General features: G+C 71.4%; 15 protein-coding genes. 9 read left to right on the top strand and 6 right to left on the bottom strand.

The annotated features are described in order from the left end of the window. The first annotated feature begins 216 nt into the window (after nucleotides 1–216). The 7 genes from ACFY1S_RS10020 to pstB all read left to right on the top strand — a co-directional run bounded on the left by ACFY1S_RS10020 (nucleotide 217) and on the right by pstB (nucleotide 7,324). Nucleotides 217–936 (top strand): response regulator transcription factor, encoded by a 720-nt coding sequence (locus ACFY1S_RS10020; protein WP_208761169.1) that lies wholly within the window; start codon nucleotides 217–219, stop codon nucleotides 934–936. A 163-nt stretch (nucleotides 937–1,099) separates the two neighbouring features. Next, entirely contained in the window at nucleotides 1,100–1,972 is an 873-nt protein-coding gene (locus ACFY1S_RS10015; protein ID WP_387115062.1) for a polysaccharide deacetylase family protein, read from the top strand. Between the two features lie 93 nt (nucleotides 1,973–2,065). Continuing rightward, on the top strand, nucleotides 2,066–2,992 hold the full coding sequence (mshD, locus tag ACFY1S_RS10010; RefSeq protein WP_387115059.1) for a mycothiol synthase: 927 nt from the start codon (nucleotides 2,066–2,068) through the stop codon (nucleotides 2,990–2,992). Nucleotides 2,993–3,204: 212 nt separating this feature from the next. Then, a complete protein-coding gene (gene pstS / locus ACFY1S_RS10005) occupies nucleotides 3,205–4,311 on the top strand; it encodes a phosphate ABC transporter substrate-binding protein PstS (RefSeq protein WP_387115056.1) in 1,107 nt (368 codons plus the stop codon). A 39-nt stretch (nucleotides 4,312–4,350) separates the two neighbouring features. Next, a complete protein-coding gene (pstC, locus tag ACFY1S_RS10000; RefSeq protein WP_364372884.1) occupies nucleotides 4,351–5,442 on the top strand; it encodes a phosphate ABC transporter permease subunit PstC in 1,092 nt (363 codons plus the stop codon). Beyond that, on the top strand, nucleotides 5,439–6,527 hold the full coding sequence (pstA, locus tag ACFY1S_RS09995; RefSeq protein WP_387115052.1) for a phosphate ABC transporter permease PstA: 1,089 nt from the start codon (nucleotides 5,439–5,441) through the stop codon (nucleotides 6,525–6,527). The genes pstC and pstA overlap by 4 nt, the downstream gene beginning before the upstream one ends. Nucleotides 6,528–6,547: 20 nt before the next feature. Continuing rightward, complete coding sequence (gene pstB / locus ACFY1S_RS09990) at nucleotides 6,548–7,324, top strand: phosphate ABC transporter ATP-binding protein PstB (protein WP_151488544.1); 777 nt, start codon at nucleotides 6,548–6,550, stop codon at nucleotides 7,322–7,324. 196 nt (nucleotides 7,325–7,520) lie between these two features. On the opposite strand, the gene ACFY1S_RS09985 is transcribed toward pstB, so the two are convergent. After that, entirely contained in the window at nucleotides 7,521–8,354 is an 834-nt protein-coding gene (locus ACFY1S_RS09985) for an NUDIX hydrolase (RefSeq protein ID WP_387115049.1), read from the bottom strand. Between the two features lie 165 nt (nucleotides 8,355–8,519). Between ACFY1S_RS09985 and ACFY1S_RS09980 the strand changes: the two genes are divergently transcribed. Continuing rightward, nucleotides 8,520–9,488 carry a Gfo/Idh/MocA family protein gene (locus ACFY1S_RS09980; RefSeq protein WP_387115046.1) on the top strand — a complete coding sequence of 323 codons (969 nt, stop codon included), beginning with the start codon at nucleotides 8,520–8,522 and terminating at the stop codon, nucleotides 9,486–9,488. A 49-nt stretch (nucleotides 9,489–9,537) separates the two neighbouring features. Here ACFY1S_RS09980 and ACFY1S_RS09975 read toward each other — a convergent pair whose 3' ends face one another. The 4 genes from ACFY1S_RS09975 to ACFY1S_RS09960 all read right to left on the bottom strand — a co-directional run bounded on the left by ACFY1S_RS09975 (nucleotide 9,538) and on the right by ACFY1S_RS09960 (nucleotide 13,090). Beyond that, the gene (locus ACFY1S_RS09975) at nucleotides 9,538–10,545 is read right to left on the bottom strand and encodes an inorganic phosphate transporter (RefSeq protein ID WP_139587550.1); all 1,008 of its coding nucleotides are present in this window, start codon (nucleotides 10,543–10,545) and stop codon (nucleotides 9,538–9,540) included. Nucleotides 10,546–10,549: 4 nt separating this feature from the next. After that, nucleotides 10,550–11,176 carry a DUF47 domain-containing protein gene (locus ACFY1S_RS09970; RefSeq protein ID WP_278142861.1) on the bottom strand — a complete coding sequence of 209 codons (627 nt, stop codon included), beginning with the start codon at nucleotides 11,174–11,176 and terminating at the stop codon, nucleotides 10,550–10,552. Nucleotides 11,177–11,304: 128 nt separating this feature from the next. Further along, complete coding sequence (locus ACFY1S_RS09965) at nucleotides 11,305–12,246, bottom strand: PPK2 family polyphosphate kinase (RefSeq protein ID WP_387115042.1); 942 nt, start codon at nucleotides 12,244–12,246, stop codon at nucleotides 11,305–11,307. A 337-nt stretch (nucleotides 12,247–12,583) separates the two neighbouring features. Next, nucleotides 12,584–13,090 carry a DUF402 domain-containing protein gene (locus ACFY1S_RS09960; RefSeq protein WP_357982859.1) on the bottom strand — a complete coding sequence of 169 codons (507 nt, stop codon included), beginning with the start codon at nucleotides 13,088–13,090 and terminating at the stop codon, nucleotides 12,584–12,586. Between the two features lie 101 nt (nucleotides 13,091–13,191). On the opposite strand from ACFY1S_RS09960, the gene ACFY1S_RS09955 reads away from it, so the two are divergent. Continuing rightward, entirely contained in the window at nucleotides 13,192–15,381 is a 2,190-nt protein-coding gene (locus ACFY1S_RS09955) for an ATP-dependent DNA helicase (protein ID WP_364372858.1), read from the top strand. Between the two features lie 148 nt (nucleotides 15,382–15,529). Here ACFY1S_RS09955 and ACFY1S_RS09950 read toward each other — a convergent pair whose 3' ends face one another. Then, nucleotides 15,530–16,816, bottom strand: coding sequence for an AI-2E family transporter (locus tag ACFY1S_RS09950; RefSeq protein WP_387115038.1), 1,287 nt, complete (start codon nucleotides 16,814–16,816; stop codon nucleotides 15,530–15,532). Between the last annotated feature and the right edge of the window lie 54 nt (nucleotides 16,817–16,870).

Raw genomic sequence — 16,870 nt, 5'->3', positions numbered from 1 at the left:
CCGGTGCGGTGGTCAAGGGTTTCAGCAACGTTAAAACCTGCGCCACGATCAGGGGCAAGCTAGACAAACGGGAAATCGCCTGACGGCGCCGCCGAGGCGATCGGTTACGCTCAACGCGTTACCCGCCCGTCAGCGACGCCGGGACCACGCAATTTCTCAGCGCACTCCCTCACGAGTGTGTCTGGTCGCGTGCGGCCACGCGCCGCCGGGACGGAGGTGATCGTGGAGATCCTGTTGCTGGTGACCGCACGCGCAGGGGAACCGTCCGCTGTGCTGCCGGCACTCGACCTGTTGCCGCACTCGGTCCGCACCGCACCACGCGACGTCCGCACCCTGGTCGCCGGGCCCAGCCCCGACGCGGTGCTGGTGGACGCGCGCTCGGAGCTGAGCGAGGCCCGGGCGACCTGCCGGATGCTGCACGCCACAGGGCTCGGGGTGCCGCTCGTGGCGGTGGTGACCGAGGCCGGGCTGATCGCGCTGAACGCCGACTGGGGCGTCGACGACGTCATCCTCGCCTCGGCGGGCCCGGCCGAGGTGGAGGCGCGGCTGCGGCTGGCGGTGGGCCGACTGAGCAACGCGACCGCCGGCGCGGGCGGTTCGATCCGCGCGGGTGAACTGAGCATCGACCCGGACACGTACGCCGCCAAGCTCAAGGGACGTCCGCTCGACCTCACCTACAAGGAGTTCGAGCTGTTGAAGTTCCTGGCGCAGCACCCGGGCCGGGTGTTCACCCGGGACCAGCTGCTGCGTGAGGTCTGGGGCTACGACTACTTCGGCGGCACCCGCACGGTGGACGTGCACGTCCGGCGGTTGCGCGCCAAGCTCGGCTCGGAGTACGAGTCGATGATCGGCACGGTCCGCCAGGTGGGTTACAAGTTCGTCGTCCCGCCGTCGCGGTCGCTGCCCGAGGCGGAGCACGCCCCACTGCCCGTCTGATCGGGTGCCAGCCTCCCGCCCGGGAGGATTCCCCATATGCCCCTTTTGTGCATCTCGTCGGTTCTATTCTGACTGCCGGGTTTGTCAGCAGAGGGGGGTCGACGGTGCGCGCAGAAACCACGGGGGCGACGGGCCGGCATGACCGGTCGGCGGGGTGCAAGCCGTGACGCGGGGCAACCCGACCGTCCGGGCGGCCGGAATCGTGGCACTTGTGGTGACGGCGCTGCTCGGCTCGGCCTACGTGCTGGGCCGCAGCCTCATCCCCGACCAGCCGCAGGCACGCAAGACCACAGGTGTCACCACCAACGCCGACGGGCCGTACTACGCCGACCAGCCGACCGAGGCCGAGCCGAGCGGAGCACCGAGCCCCAGTCGCGGCGCCGGGCCCACCGAGGCGGGCCAGGACGGGTCGGGACGGGACTCCGGCGGCGGCCAACTGTTCGGGGCGCACACCAGCACCGGTACGCCCCGCCTCGCGTTGACCTTCGACGACGGGCCGGATCCGCGATACACACCGCAGGTGCTCGCCATGCTGCACGAGTTCGACGTCAAGGCGACCTTCTGCGTGGTGGGCGAGAACGCGCAGAACCACCCCGACCTGATCCAGGCGATCGTGGACGGCGGGCACACCCTGTGCAACCACTCCTGGCACCACGACGTCACCCTCGGCAACCGTTCGGCGGACATGATCCGCGCCGACCTGCTGCGCACCAACGATGCGATCCGCGCTGCGGTGCCTGACGCGCCGATCGTCTGGTACCGCCAGCCCGGCGGCGCCTGGACCTATCCCGTGGTGTCGGTGGCGCAGCAGCTCGGCATGACGCCGCTGCACTGGTCGGTGGACCCACAGGACTGGGAACTCCCCGGGGCGAGCAGGATCGCCGCGACCGTGACCGGCCAGGCCGAACCGGGGTCGGTGGTGCTGCTGCACGACGCCGGCGGCGACCGGCAGGGCACCATGGACGCGCTGCGGCGGATCCTGCCCGACCTGACCGCGCGGTTCGAGTTGGAGGCTCTGCCCACCGACCCCACCTGAGACCCGGGCGGGCCGCGGGGCGTCGCCTCGGCATCGGCGCCTTTCCTCGGCGACCCTCCGGGTGTCCCGTGGCGCAACGGATACGGTGACGGGATGAGCAGCGCGGAGCCGACCAGCGACCAGGTGACCCGGAGCGACCGACTGGCCCCGGCGGAGATCACCGATGTGCTGGCCCTGGCACGTACGGCCGGCGACACCGACGGCGCCGACCCCCTCGGCGAGCACGTCCTGCTCCGGCTGCGCGACCCCGACGCCCCAGCCGTGCACCTGGTCGCCCGCGCCGACGACGGCACCCTCACCGGGTACGCGCACCTCGACACCACCGACCCGGTGGGCGGCATCGGGGTGGAACTGGTGGTGCACCCCGCGTACCGGCGTCGGGGCACCGGGCGGGCACTCGCCCGGGGCGTCCTCGCCTCGGCAACCGGGCCGCTGCGGGCGTGGGCGCACGGCGACCACCCCTCGGCCGCCGCGCTCGCCGTCGACCTCGGGTTCACGCGCGCCCGGGTGCTCTGGCAGTTGCGCCGGCCCCTGGCCGCCCCGCTTGGTGAGCCGCGCCTGCCCGACGGGGTGACGCTGCGCGCGTACCGGCCCGGGGCGGACGACGCGGCCTGGCTGACCCTCAACTCGCGCGCCTTCGCCAAGCACCCCGAGCAGGGCCGGTGGACCTCGGACGACCTGCGGGTCCGCCTGGCCGAGCCGTGGTTCGACCCGGCGGGCTTCCTGCTCGCCGAGGAGACCGCCACGGGCCGGCTGCTCGGGTTCCACTGGACCAAGGTGCACGAGCGGCCGGGATCGGCCCGCATCGGCGAGGTGTACGTGCTGGGCGTGGAGCCGACCGCGCACGGCGGCGGGCTGGGTCGGGCGTTGACCACCGCGGGTCTGGCGTACCTGCGGGACAAGCGGGGCCTGGACCGGGTGATGCTCTACGTGGACGACTCGAACACCGGGGCCGTCGCACTGTACGAGCGGATGGGCTTCGCCCGCTGGTCCGCGCACATCAACTACCACCTCGGCTGAGCGCGAACGGGCACTGAAGTGCCCCGGTTCACTTAACGGACAACTCACCCTCAGCAAGCGGTCACCTGACGGGCCGTACGTGTTCACCTCGCGTTCATTTGCGACCGGCGAACCGGCTACCTGGCACTTCTAACTTCGTGTCAGCCGGTCACTGCCGGTCCTCGGGCCCCGGGATCGGGGCGCCAAGTCAGACGCGAAGGGAAACCCCTCAGGTGAAGCTCCAGCGGTACGGCACTATTGCCTGCCTCGCTCTTGCCGCGACGCTCGGCCTCAGTGCATGCGGCTCGGACAACAACGAGCCCGCCTCCGGCGCGACTGCTTCGGGCTCGGCCGCCGCGGTCGACTGCGCTACCGGAACGCTCAACGCCCAGGGCTCGTCGGCGCAGAAGAACGCCATGGCCGAGTGGATCAAGGCGTACCAGCAGAAGTGCCAGGGCACCACGATCAACTACGAGGCCTCCGGCTCGGGCGCCGGCATCCAGGCGTTCATCGCCGGCACCGCCGACTTCGCCGGCTCCGACTCCGCGCTCAAGCCGGAGGAGCAGCCGAAGGCCGACGCCAAGTGCGTCGGCGGCAAGGCCATCCACCTGCCGATGGTGATCGGCCCGGTGGCCGTCGCCTACAACGTCAGCGGCGTGGACAACCTCCAGCTCAAGCCGGCCACCCTGGCGAAGATCTTCGCCGGCACGGTGACCAAGTGGGACGACACGGCGATCAAGGCCGACAACCCGGACGCCAAGCTCCCGGCGACCACCATCCAGACCGTCCACCGCTCGGACGAGTCGGGCACCACCGACAACTTCACCAAGTTTCTCTCGAAGACCTCCGAGGCGGACTGGACGCTGGGCAACGCCAAGGCCTGGAAGGCACCGGGCGGCACCGGTGCCAAGGGCTCGGACGGCGTGGCCAGCTCCGTCAAGGGCGCCGACGGCTCCATCGGCTACATGGAGTGGTCGTTCGCCGAGAACGCCGGCCTGAAGATGGCCAAGATCGGTAACGGCAACGGCGAGTTCGCCGCGTTGACCGCCGAGGCCGCCGGCAAGACCATCGCCGGCGCCAAGATCGAGGGCCAGGGCGACGACCTCAAGCTGTCGATCGACTACAACACCAAGGAGGCCGGGGCCTACCCGATCGTCCTGGCGACGTACGAGATCGTCTGCGGCAAGGGCCTCGCCGCCGACAAGCTCAAGCTGGTCAAGGGCCTGCTGGGCTACGCCGCCAGCGCCGAGGGCCAGAACTCGCTTACCGACCTGGGCTACGCCCCGCTGCCGGAGACGGTCCGCACCAAGGTCGAGACCGCGGTCACGAACCTCTCCTGACCCGACCCCACCACCTCCGCAACCGAATCGAGCGAGCAGATGGGTGAAACCCCTCACCGCTCGGCCGACGCCGGCACCGGCGGGACGCGCGTGACCCAGAGTCACGAGTGGCCCGCCGGTGCCTCGGCGCGTGTGGCCGAGGCACCAGTCAGCACCCGTTCCCCGGGCGGCGCCGGGCTGGGCGGCGGCGGCGCGCTGCCGCGCAGCCGGAAGTTCGGCGCCGAGCGGGCCTTCCGCGGTCTCACACTTGCCGCCGGCACCGCCGTTCTGGTCATCATCGCCGCCATCGCGATCTTCCTGGTCGCCAAGGCGGTACCGGCCCTGCGCGCCAACACCGAGAACTTCTGGTCCTACGAGGGCTGGTCCCCCAACGAGACAGAGCCCAAGTTCGGCATCGGTACGCTCGCCTTCGGCACAGTGCTCAGCTCGGCTCTCGCGCTGCTGATGGCGGTGCCGGTGGCGCTGGGCATCGCGCTCTACCTCTCGCACTACGCGCCGCGCCGACTGGGCACCGCGCTCGGCTTCCTGGTCGACCTGCTGGCCGCCGTGCCGAGCGTGGTCTTCGGCCTTTGGGGTCGGGACATCTTCATCAACCCGGTGCGGGACTTCTCGGTCTGGCTCAACGAGTACTTCGGCTGGATCCCGATCTTCGGCGGCGACGGCCCGTTCGGTAAGTCGATCATGTTGGGCGCCCTGGTGCTCGCCATCATGGTGCTGCCGATCATCACCTCGCTCTCCCGTGAGGTGTTCCTCCAGACGCCTACCGCGAACGAGGAGGCCGCCCTCGCGCTGGGTGCCACCCGCTGGGAGATGCTGCGTACCGCGGTTCTCCCCTACGGCCGCCCCGGCATCATCGCCGCGGTGATGCTCGGCCTGGGCCGCGCCCTCGGCGAGACCATCGCCCTGGCGCTGACCCTCGGCATCACCTTCGGCATCTCGTTCAACCTCATCCAGAACGGCGGCAACACCATCGCCGCCAACATCGCCAACGCGTTCGGCGAGGCGAACGAGACCGGACGGGGTGCGCTCATCGCCTCCGGCCTGGTGCTGTTCACCATCACGCTGATCGTCAACATCACGGCGCGGGCGATCATCTACCGCCGCCGGGAGTTCACGGAGTCGGCCGCATGACCACAACCGTCACCTCCCACCGCACCCGCCCGCCGGCCCAGCCCGCGTCACTGCGGGGTCGGCGACTTCCCTGGTACGCCGCACCGGCCATCGCCGTCGCGGCCCTGGCGCTCGCCGCGGCGGTCGTCCACGGCGCCGGCATCGGCGGCCCGGTCCTCGTGGTCGCCCTCGGCGCGGTCCTCTACCTGGTCGGGCTCTTCGCCGCGGCCAACGCGGTCGAGGGGCGCCGGTCGGCCCGCAACCGCACCTGGAGCGCGCTGATCCACTCCGCGTTCGTGCTGGCGGTACTCCCGCTCGTCTCGGTGGTCTGGACGCTTGTCAGCAAGGGCACCGAGCGGCTGGACGTCAACTTCTTCCAGACCTCGATGAACAACATCGGGGCCCGGGACGCCAACGGCGGCGCGTACCACGCGATCGTCGGCACGCTGGAGCAGGTGGGCATCGCCACCCTGATCACCGTCCCGCTGGGCGTCCTGTGCGCCATCTACATCGTCGAGTACGGGCGCGGCAGGTTCGCCTTCGCGATCCGGTTCTTCGTGGACGTGATGACAGGCATCCCGTCGATCGTCTCCGGCCTCTTCGTGCTGGCGTTCTGGGTGCTGATCGTGTCGCCGTGGTTCAACGACGGCCGGCCCAGCTTCTCCGGCTTCGCGGCGGCGCTCGCGCTGAGCGTGCTCATGCTTCCCACAATCGTCAGGTCCACCGAGGAGATGCTCCGCCTCGTCCCGGCGCCGCTGCGCGAGGGCGCGTACGCGCTCGGCGTACCCAAGTGGAAGACCATCCTGCGGGTGGTCCTGCCGACGGCGCTGCCCGGCATCGTCACGGGCGTCATGCTCGCCATCGCCCGCGCGGCCGGCGAGACCGCGCCGGTGCTGCTGGTCGCCGGCGGCGGCGCCGCCATCAACACAAACCCCTTCGAGAACAGCCAGTCGTCGCTGTCCCTCTTCGTCTACCAGCAGGCCGGTGACGCGTCGAGGTACGCGCCGGCACGGGCGTGGACCGCGGCTCTCACCCTGGTCGCCCTCGTGCTCATCCTGACGATCGCGGCGAAGCTGCTGGCCCGTCGCAACCGGCTCAGCCGATGAACCCCGGAGGTACCACCACCATGGCCAAGCGTGTCGAAGCCTCGAACGTCACCGCCTACTACGGCGGCTTCAAGGCGATCGAGAACATCAACCTGACGGTCGAGCCGAAGACCGTCACCGCCCTGATCGGCCCGTCCGGTTGCGGCAAGTCCACGTTCCTGCGGTCGATCAACCGGATGCACGAGGTGTTGCCCGGTGCTCGGGTCGAGGGCAGCCTGACCATCGACGACCAGGACATCTACGACCGGGACGTGGACGTCACAGCGGTCCGGCGCATGATCGGCATGGTCTTCCAGCGGCCGAACCCGTTCCCCACCATGAGCATCTTCGAGAACGTGGTCGCCGGGCTGAAGCTCAACGGCGTCCGGAAGAAGTCGATCCTGGACGAGGCCGCCGAGAAGGCGCTGCGCTCGGCGAACCTGTGGGACGAGGTCAAGGACCGGCTGGGCAAGCCCGGCGCGGGCCTCTCCGGCGGTCAGCAGCAGCGGCTCTGCATCGCCCGGACCATCGCTGTCGAGCCGCAGGTCGTGCTGATGGACGAGCCGTGCTCGGCGCTGGACCCGATCTCCACGCTGGCGATCGAGGACCTGATGTTCCAGCTCAAGGACAAGTTCACGATCATCATCGTGACGCACAACATGCAGCAGGCCGCGCGGGTGTCGGACCGGACCGCCTTCTTCTCCATCGAGAAGACAGGCGACCCCGGCCGGCTCATCGAGTACGACAACACCCAGAAGATCTTCAGCAACCCGAGCGTGAAGAAGACCGAGGACTACATCACCGGCCGCTTCGGCTGAACCGCTGGATCCCGGTCCGCGAGGGGCGTCGGTCGACCTGACCGGCGCCCCTTCGCGTACCCACAGCGCGACCGCTCGGCTCGATCCGACGCGGCCAAGATCTGCGCAACTTCCCGGAATTTGCTGCCTCCCGCTCGTCGGACGCAGCAGTTTCCCTGAAGTTGAGCGGATCTTGACGGCACCCGGCAGCGCGCAGTCAGGCGAGCACGAAGCGGGGTTCGCCGTCCGGGGGGAGGTCGAGGCGCGGGGCGACAGGGGTCGCGGCATCCCGGTCGGCCGCCGCGCGGGCCACCCCGGCCAGGTCACCGGCCGCCGCCACCTGGGCGAGCGTGACAAGGGTCGGCGGCAGCATGGTCAGCTCGCCGGCCCGCGCCCGGGCCAGGGCGTCGGCCGGCCGGATCCACAGAGTGTGGTCGGCCTCACCGGAGACGTCGCGGGTCCGCTGCCCCGCCGGCAGCAGGGCCACGAAGAAGTACGTGTCGAAGCGGCGCGGTTCGAACTCGGGGGTGATCCACCGGCTCCACGGCAGCAGCAGGTCCGACCGCAGGGTGAGACGCCGGTCGGCCAGCAGCGCCGCGAAGCCCAGCCGACGCCCCTCCAGATCCTGCCGTGCGGTCTCCCAGTCGTCGCCGCTGACGTCACCCACCACTGTCGCCTCGTCCGGGCCTGCGAGCAGCACGCCCGCCTCCTCGAAGACCTCCCGGGCGGCGGCGCAGACCACCGCCTGGGCGTCGTCCGGGGCGACGCCGAGCCGTCCCGCCCACTCGGTTGGCGTCGGGCCGGCCCACTCCAGGTGTGCCTCCGAGTCGGAGCGGTCCACCCCGCCGCCGGGGAAGGCGTACATCCCGCCGAAGGTCATGGCGGCGACCCGGCGGATGACGTACACCTCGAAGTCGGTGTCGGTCGGACGCAGCAGCAGCACCGTGGCCGCGACCCGGGGCATCGCCGGGGTGCCGCCCTCGGCCTGGAACCGGCGGGCGTGCTCGACCAGGGCGGCCGGGGCGGCGAAGCCGTCGCTGTCGATCGTCATGCCGCGAGCCTAGTTCCCCGACCCGCCGACGCCAGCCGGCCGGCGCTCCGGTCGGCGGCAGCGGTGCAGGGCGGTACGGCGGTCGGGGCACCCGAGGTCCCGACGGATGAGCAGGGCGGCGACCGGGCATCGGGCGGTTCACCCGGCTCGGCTAGCGTGCCGGGCATGACTCGTTGGGGCATCCTGGCCACCGGCCACATCGCCAGCCGTTTCGCCGAAGACCTCCGGCTGGTGCCGGACGCCGAGCTCGTCGCGGTCGGATCCCGGGCCGCCGACAGCGCGCAGCGGTTCGCCGACAAGCACGGGGCGAAGCGGGCGTACGGCTCCTGGGTGGAGTTGGCCGCCGACCCGGAGGTCGACGTCATCTACGTGGCCACGCCGCACGCCGCGCACCACGAGGCGGCGATGACCTGCCTGACCGCCGGGCGGGCGGTGCTGCTGGAGAAGCCGTTCACGCTGGACCTGGCGACGAGCACCGAGCTGGTGGACACCGCCCGCGCCGCAGGGGTCTTCCTCATGGAGGCCATGTGGATGCGGACCAACCCGCTCATCCAGCGGGTGGTCGAGCTAATCGGGGAGGGGGCGATCGGCACGGTGAGCGGCGTCCGGGCCGACTTCGGGGTGGCCGGGCCGTTCCCGCCGGAGCACCGGATGCGCAACCCGGTGCTGGGCGGGGGTGCGTTGCTCGACCTGGGGATCTACCCGATCAGCCTGGCCCATCTGCTGCTCGGGGTACCGCAGCACATCCGGTCCTGGGCGCAGCTCGGGCCGGAGGGGACGGACGAGAACACGGGCATCCTGTTCGGCTACGACACCGGGGCGCTGGCCACGCTGAGCTGCGGCATGGTCGGGGCCAGCGAGTTGTCCGCCTCGATCACCGGCACCACCGGCCGGATCGACCTGCCGGAGCCGTTCTTCCGGCCGGCGTCGCTGACAGTGCACCGGGCCGGCGCCGAGCCGGAGACGATAGTCGCGGAGGAGGCCGGCAACGGCTACCAGTACGAGGCGATCGAGGTGCAGCGTTGCCTGGCCGCCGGGCTGACCGAGAGCCCGCTCGTGCCGCACACCACCACACTCGAGGTGATGGCGCTGCTGGACACGATCCGCGGGCAGATCGGCGTGCGGTACGTCTGAACGCGAAAAGGCCCCCCGATCGGGGGGCCTTTTCGCGTGCGGGGACCGGTCAGCCGAAGAGCGGCCGGACCAGCAGGTACGTGACACAGGCGATCAGCGCCGCCGCCGGGAACGTGATGATCCAGGCGATCACGATGTTGCCTGCGACGTTCCACCGCACCGCGGAGAGCCGCTTGGTCGCGCCCACACCCATGATCGCCGAGGTGATCGTGTGGGTGGTGGAGATCGGAGCCTTGAGCACCAGGGCGTTGAAGTAGAGCACCGCGCTGGCCACCGTCTCGGCGGCGAAGCCCTCCGGCGGCCCGAGGTCGATGATCTTGCGTCCGAGGGTCCGGATGATCCGCCAACCACCGGCGTACGTGCCGAGGGCCAGCATCGTCGCGGACGTCCAGAACACCCAGCCCGGGATGTGCGTCTTGCTCTCCTGGAAACCGCCCGTGTACAGCGCCAGCACCACGATGCCCATGGTCTTGGCGGCGTCCTGCATGCCGTGGCCGACGGACATGGCGGCCGCCGAGGCGGTCTGCGCCCACCGGAAGCCCCTGTTGAGCTTGCCCGGCTGCCCCTTGCGGAACAGCCAGAGGATGGCGAGCATCAGCAGGTAGCCGAGGGTGAGACCGACAATGGGCGAGAGCACCATCGGCAGCAGCACCTTCTCGCCGATGTTGCCCCACTGCACGAGACCGCCTGTGGACAGCAGGGTCGCGCCGACCAGGCCGCCGAAGAGCGCGTGCGACGACGACGAGGGCAGACCGAAGTACCAGGTGATCAGGTTCCAGGCGATCGCACCGAGCACCCCGGCGAAGACCACCCCGAGGCTGCTCACCCCGGTCGGGAGGGTGACCAGGCCGTCGCCGACGGTCTTGGCGACGCCGGCGCCGAAGTGGGCGCCGACGAAGTTGCCGACCGCGGCGAGCCCGAGGGCGATCCGCGGGGTCAGCGCCCGGGTGGAGACGCTTGTGGCGATCGCGTTGGCGGCGTCGTGGAAGCCGTTGGTGTAGTCGAACGCCAGGGCCACCGCGATCACCGCCAGTACGGCGATGAGTTCAGGGGACACCGGCTCAGGACTCCTTGACGGCGATGGTCTCGACAGTGTTGGCCACGTGCTCGAAGGCGTCGCACGCGGCCTCCAGCTCGTCGGCGACCTCCTTCATCTTCAGCACCGTCAACGCGTCGTACTCACCGGAGAAGAGGCGTACGAGCAGCTGCCTGTTGATCCGGTCGCCCTCGTTCTCCAGCCGGTTGCACTCGATCCAGTAGTCCTCGAGGTCCTTCATCGACTTCAGCCGGGGCATGGCCTCGGCGGTCAGCTTGGCCTGCTGGTCGAGCACGTTGACCATCTCGTGCAGCTCGCGGGGCAGCGCGGGCAGCTCGGTCAGCCCGTACAGGTAGAGGAGGTCGCCGACCGCCTCCAGGTGGTCCATCACGTCGTCGAGCAGCGAGCCGAGCCGGTAGATGTCCTCCCTGTCGAACGGCGTGATGAATGTCGAGTTGATCTTCTTGTACAGGTCGTGCGTGATCTGGTCGCTGTCGTGCTCGACCTCGGTCAGCCGCTCGCTGACGGACTGCACGTCGACGCCGGGCAGCGCCAGCTCGTTAAGCAGCTCGGTGCCCCGGACCAGGTTCTGCGCGGCCCTGGTGAAGAGCTCGTAGAAGGCGCCCTCGGTGGGGCGGAAGGAAAACTTCACAGCACAGACCTCGTCGCGTCGGTGGAAGGGTGGCGGCACCCGTCGGGCACCCGCCCGGTGAATGCTAGAAAACGGCTGGACCGCGAATTCGTCGGCCCACCCCTGGCCAAGCCACATTCACCGGTCGTTCACCTGCCGTTCATCTCGGGCGCCCCATCCGCCCCCGCTCCCCCAGTACGCAGCCGCTCCCGTTCGTGCGCCACATCGAAATCGGCAGGCGGATACCCCAGATCAAGCGTGTCGAACGTCTCTCTCAGCAGGTGGGCCACCGCCCAGTCCCGGTACCACTTGCGGTCCGCCGGCACCACGAACCAAGGCGCGGCGTCCGTGGCACACCTGCTCAGAGCCTCGGCGTACGCGGCCTGGTAGTCGTCCCAGCGGGCCCGGGCGTCGACATCCGAGGGGTTGTACTTCCAGTGCTTGCGCGGGTCGGTGAGCCGTTGCAGCAGGCGCTCGCCCTGCTCGGCGTACGAGATGTGCAACATCACCTTGACCAGAGTCACACCGTCGTCGGTCAGCTCCCGCTCGAAGGAGTTGATCTCGTCGTAACGGGCCCTCCAGGTGGCGTCGGGCACCAGCGAGGCGACCCGGGCGATCAACACGTCCTCGTAGTGCGACCTGTTGAACATCCCGACGTACCCGGGTGGGGGCAGCGCGCGACGGATCCGCCACAGGAAGTCGTGTCGCAGCTCCTGCGGGGTCGGCGGACCGAACGAGCGGATGTGCAGGCCCAGCGGGTTCATGGCGCCCGCCACCCGCTTGATCGTGCCGTCCTTGCCGCCGCAGTCCATGGCCTGGAGCACCAGCAGCACCCGGTGCGCCGGCCGCTCCGACCCGGCCTGGGCCATCGCGAAGAGCATCTCCTGCTGCCGGCCAAGCTCCTCGCCGACCAGCTCCACCTGCTCCCGCGCCCAAGTCTTGCGGCGGACGCCGTCCATCTCCGCCACCGGCAGGCCGGGCGTGGACCGGGGATCGATCGCGCCGAGATCCACAGGCGCGGTGACCCGCAGCGGCTCCCGTACTCCGCCACCGTCCGGCGCCACGATCCGCGGTTCCTGGGATGTGCTCATGCACGGATCATCGCCCACCCCCCGGCGGTCCGCCCGCCGAGAGCCGCCGCGGCCGGCATCCGGGGCTGCCCGCGCCCGGATTCGGCGGGAGGATGGACGTCCAGGAGGCAACCGGCCGGGAGGTGGCCCGGCCGGTGCTCGTCGACGGCGTGCCGGGCCTTCAGATGGAGACGGTGCACAGCGACGGGCGGCCGATCCGCCTGATCACCGCGTTCGCCGTGGACCAGGGCCGGATAACAGGCATCTTCAACCAGCTCAACCCGGAGAAACTGGCCGACCTGCCACCGCTGGGTGACGACGACACCCTGGCCGCCGCGCTGGTGACCCGGGCGCCGGCTCAGACCACCAACGCCAGCCACTTGCGGTACGAGGTGGCGAACGGCTCGGTGCCGTCGCCCAGCGCGCCGTACAGCCACCGGGCCGCGGCCTCGGCCTCCACCACCACGTCCTCGGGGTAGCCGAAGCGGGCCCGGTGCTCGGCGAACTCGTCCTCGTCGAGCAGTTCCACCAGACCGGTGGCCCGGCGGCGCACCACGTCCAGGTCGAGGTCGATGAGGTGGACGGTGTCGTCGGACTCCCAGCGGGCCGGGGTGGCGATGTCGCAGTAGACCTCGCTGGTGCGCGGCGGCGGGTTGAACATGCACGTCCACCACGCGTGGTGCGGCACCAGCAGGACGAAGGGGATCTTCTCCACCGAGGGCCGGCCGTGGTAGACCGACTCGGTGCCGAACGGGACGCCCAGCCAGATGCCCAGGTCGTCCTCGGCGAGCCGGCGGGCCGGGTAGTCACGGTGGGCGCTGCCGTCGTACTTGCGGTAGATCACTCGGACCACGTCGCTCGGCATGATTCGCACCCTAACCGATACTGCCCACGCGTCGTAGCGCGGTCGTAACGGGACGGCACGGCCAGCGGGAGCGTGCGTGTGGGTCCGCGCCACGCGGGCGGATGGGCGCGGCCGGTGTCGGCGGCGGCGGGTACCGTCGCACGGTGACTCCGCCCCGCACCGCCACCGGTTCCGCCTCCCCGTCGGCCCGTGCCGGGAGCCGGCGGCGGGGTGCCCGACCCAGCGGCACGGAGCTGCTGGCGGCGGCCGTGGGCGCGGTCCCCGGTGGCGCGGCACGCCCCGGCCAGCAGCAGATGACCACGGCGATCGAGGAGTGCGTGACGAGCGGCGAGCACCTGCTCGTCCAGGCGGGCACCGGCACCGGCAAGTCGCTGGCCTACCTCGCGCCCGCGCTCACCGTGGACGGCCCGGTGGTGGTGTCCACCGCCACCCTGGCGTTGCAGTCCCAGCTCGTCGACCACGACCTGCCCCGGCTGGCCGACGCGGTCGAGCCGCTGCTGGGTCGCCGGCCCACCTTCGCGGTGCTCAAGGGTCGTCACCACTACCTCTGCCTGGCCCGGTTGGACAACTCCACCGAGGAGGAGCCGGAGGACACGCTCTTCGACGCTCCGGCCGCCCGCCCCGGCGGCGGCACGAAGTGGCTCGGCGAGGCGGGCCGTCTGGGCAAGCAGATCGAACGGGTACGCGACTGGGCCGAGAAGACCGCCACCGGCGACCGGGACGAGCTGGACCCGGGCGTCGACGACCAGGCCTGGCGGCTGGTGTCGATGCCGGCCCGGGAGTGCGTGGGCGCGACCCGCTGCCCGTTCGGGCAGGAGTGCTTCGCCGAGGCGTCCCGGGCCCGGGCCCGGGAGGCCGACATCGTGGTGACCAACCACAGCCTGCTCGCGGTCGACATGCTCGCGGACCGGCACATCGTGCCGCCTCACAAGCTGCTCATCGTGGACGAGGCGCACGAGCTGGCCGATCGGGTCTCCTCGGCGGCGCAGGCGGAGCTGGTGCCGGAGTTGATCGACAGGTCGACCCGGCGGGCCCGCCCGCTGCTGCGACCGGAGACCGCCGAGGCGCTCACCGCCGCCGGCGACGCCCTCGCGGTCGGGCTGGCCGAGGCGCCCGCCGGGCGGCTCACCGCCGGCCTGCCGGCGCCGCTGCGGGAGGCGTGCACACTGCTCGACGCGGCCACCCGCAGCGCGTTGGACGCGATAGGCGACATCAAGTCCGACGATCCGGACCCGGTCCGCAAGCAGCAGGCGAAGGCAGCGCTCGACGACCTCTCCACCACGGCACAGCGGTTGCTGGAGGAGGCCGAGCACGACGTGGCCTGGGTGGAGAAGAACGACAGCGGCAGCCGTCGGGCACTCGTGGTCGCGCCGCTGTCGGTGGCCGGCACCCTCGCCACCCACCTGTACGACGAGCGCACAGTCGTCGCCACCTCGGCGACCCTGGCACTCGGTGGGCGCTTCGACACGGTGGCCCGTGCCCTCGGGCTGGACGCGCCGCCGGTCCCGGCGTCCCCGGCGGCCGCCTCGCTGGCCGCCCGCACCGGGGCGGGTCGCCCGGCCGCCGAGACGCCGGGCCGCCGGTTGGCCGACCCCACCACCATCCCGGCGACCGAGGGCCCGGGGTGGCGGTCGCTGGACGTGGGCTCGCCGTTCGACTACGCGCGGCAGGGCATCCTGTACGTCGCCGCACACCTGCCCCGGCCCAGTGTCTCCGGCCTGCCCGAGGCGGCCGGGGAGGAACTGCTCGGGCTGGTCGAGGCGCTCGGTGGTCGTACCCTCGGGTTGTTCTCCTCGCGGCGGGCCGCGCAGCAGGCGGCGGAGCTGCTGCGCGCACGGACCGACCTGCCTGTGCTGTTGCAGGGCGAGGAGGCGCTGCCGCTGCTGGTGCGCCGGTTCCGGGAGGAGCGGTCCAGCTGCCTGTTCGGCGTGATGTCGCTCTGGCAGGGGGTGGACGTGCCGGGCGACGCCTGCCAGCTCGTGGTCATCGACCGGCTGCCCTTCCCGCGACCGGACGAGCCTCTCGCGGCGGCGCGGGCGGCGGCCGTGGACGCGGGTGGCGGCTCGGGTTTCGCGGCGGTGAGCGTGCCGATCGCCGCGGTGCGGCTGGCCCAGGGCGTGGGCCGGTTGATCCGGGCGACCGGCGACCGGGGCGTGGTCGCCGTCCTCGACTCGCGGTTGGAGACCGCCCGCGGTTACGGGCCGTTCCTGCGTCGCTCGTTGCCGCCGTTCTGGTACACGACCCGTCCCGAGGTGGCCCGCGGCGCCCTGCAACGCCTCGCGACGACCTGACGCGCGTTGCCCGCGCGACAAGCGCCCCGACGGTCGAGATCGCGCACCAACAACGAAGTAGTGGCCTCCTCCCGGGGAGGAAGCCACTACTTCGAGGATCGAGCACGATCTTGACCGGGGTGCGGCGCGGGCGGCGCGGCGCCGGTCCCTAGGGGGCCTGGGCGGCGACCACCACGGCATCGGGCGGGGTGTCCGGCACGGTCCGCGCGGCCAGCCGCCGCACCGCCGTGTTCAGCACGGCGATCAGGGGAACGGAGACCAGCGCGCCGGTGATGCCGGCGAGCACCACACCGGCGGCGATCCCGATGATCACCGCGAGCGGGTGCAGAGCCACCGCCCGACCCATGATCAGCGGCTGGAGCACGTGCCCCTCGACCTGCTGCACACCGATCACCGCACCCAGGATGATCAGCGCGGTGACCGGGCCGCTGTCGACAAGCGCCACCAGCACCGCCACGCCGCCGGAGAGCGTCGCGCCGACGATCGGGATGAACGCGCCGAGGAAGACGAGCGCGGCCAGCGGGAACGCGAACGGGATGTCGAAGACGACCAGGAAGATGCCGATGCCCACCGCGTCGATGAAGGCGACGAGCACTGTCGCCCGGACGTACGCGCCCAGCGTCTGCCAGGAGGCGCGGCCCGCGTCGTCGACCTTCCACCTGGCGGCCACCGGCAGCAGCCGGACCAGGAAGCGCCAGATCCGGTTGCCGTCGCGCAGGAAGAAGAACGTCGCGAATAGCACCAGGATGGTGCCGGTCAGCACCTCGGCGAGCGTCGCGGCGGTGCTCAGCGCGCCGCTTGTGAACTTCGAGGTGTTGTCGTTGATCCAGGCCTGCGCCTCGTCGATGTAGCGGTCGAGCTGGGTGTCGGAGAGGTGCAGCGGGCCGGTCTTCAGCCAGTTCTGGATCTGCCGGACACCCTCGGAGGACTTCTCGCTCAGCTCCGGCACGCCCCGGATGAACTCGTTCACGACAAGCGTCAGCGTGCCGATCACCGCCGCCAGGCCGCCCACAAGCACCACCGCCGTCGCCAGCGACCGGGGCAGCCGGGCCCGCAGCAGCCAGCCGACGGCCGGCGCGAGCAGCGCCGAGAGCAGCAGCGCGACAGCCAGCGGGATGATCACGATCTTGATCGTGCCGACGATCCGCAGCAGGGCCCAGGCGACCACCCCGATCACGATCAACCGCCAGCACCAGGCGGCGGCGATCCGCAGCCCGTGCGGCACGTCGGCGTCGTCCCGGCTGGACGTGGAGGTGTGCAGGTCCACCTGGGGTTCCGCGCCGACGACAGTGGCGCTCGCCGGCGCGCTCGGCCCCGGCGCGGACGGCGAGGCCACCCGGGCCGGCTCCGGAGCATCCTGGTCGGCGGGGACCGGCTCCCGGCTCGACTGGTAGGCGCGGCGGAGCCGCCCGCGTACCCGCTCGAAGCGGCTCAAGCGCACCTCCTGGCAGAAGAACGGTCCGCCCACGACGACAGGTCGGACAGCATA

It is taken from the genome of Micromonospora sp. NPDC000663 (assembly GCF_042898105.1).
Taxonomy (GTDB): domain Bacteria; phylum Actinomycetota; class Actinomycetes; order Mycobacteriales; family Micromonosporaceae; genus Micromonospora.
Note: the sequence above shows the minus strand (reverse complement) of the source record. Positions and strands in the feature narration are given on the sequence as shown.

What these genes read in the sequence shown, in the direction of transcription:
- mshD (WP_387115059.1), top strand. Translation starts at nt 2,066, where the DNA reads ATGAGCAGCGCGGAGCCGACCAGCGACCAGGTGACCCGGAGCGACCGA.
- pstC (WP_364372884.1), top strand. Translation starts at nt 4,351, where the DNA reads ATGGGTGAAACCCCTCACCGCTCGGCCGACGCCGGCACCGGCGGGACG.
- pstA (WP_387115052.1), top strand. Translation starts at nt 5,439, where the DNA reads ATGACCACAACCGTCACCTCCCACCGCACCCGCCCGCCGGCCCAGCCC.
- pstB (WP_151488544.1), top strand. Translation starts at nt 6,548, where the DNA reads ATGGCCAAGCGTGTCGAAGCCTCGAACGTCACCGCCTACTACGGCGGC.
- ACFY1S_RS09985 (WP_387115049.1), bottom strand. Translation starts at nt 8,354, where the DNA reads ATGACGATCGACAGCGACGGCTTCGCCGCCCCGGCCGCCCTGGTCGAG.
- ACFY1S_RS09980 (WP_387115046.1), top strand. Translation starts at nt 8,520, where the DNA reads ATGACTCGTTGGGGCATCCTGGCCACCGGCCACATCGCCAGCCGTTTC.
- ACFY1S_RS09965 (WP_387115042.1), bottom strand. Translation starts at nt 12,246, where the DNA reads ATGAGCACATCCCAGGAACCGCGGATCGTGGCGCCGGACGGTGGCGGA.
- ACFY1S_RS09960 (WP_357982859.1), bottom strand. Translation starts at nt 13,090, where the DNA reads ATGCCGAGCGACGTGGTCCGAGTGATCTACCGCAAGTACGACGGCAGC.
- ACFY1S_RS09955 (WP_364372858.1), top strand. Translation starts at nt 13,192, where the DNA reads ATGGGCGCGGCCGGTGTCGGCGGCGGCGGGTACCGTCGCACGGTGACT.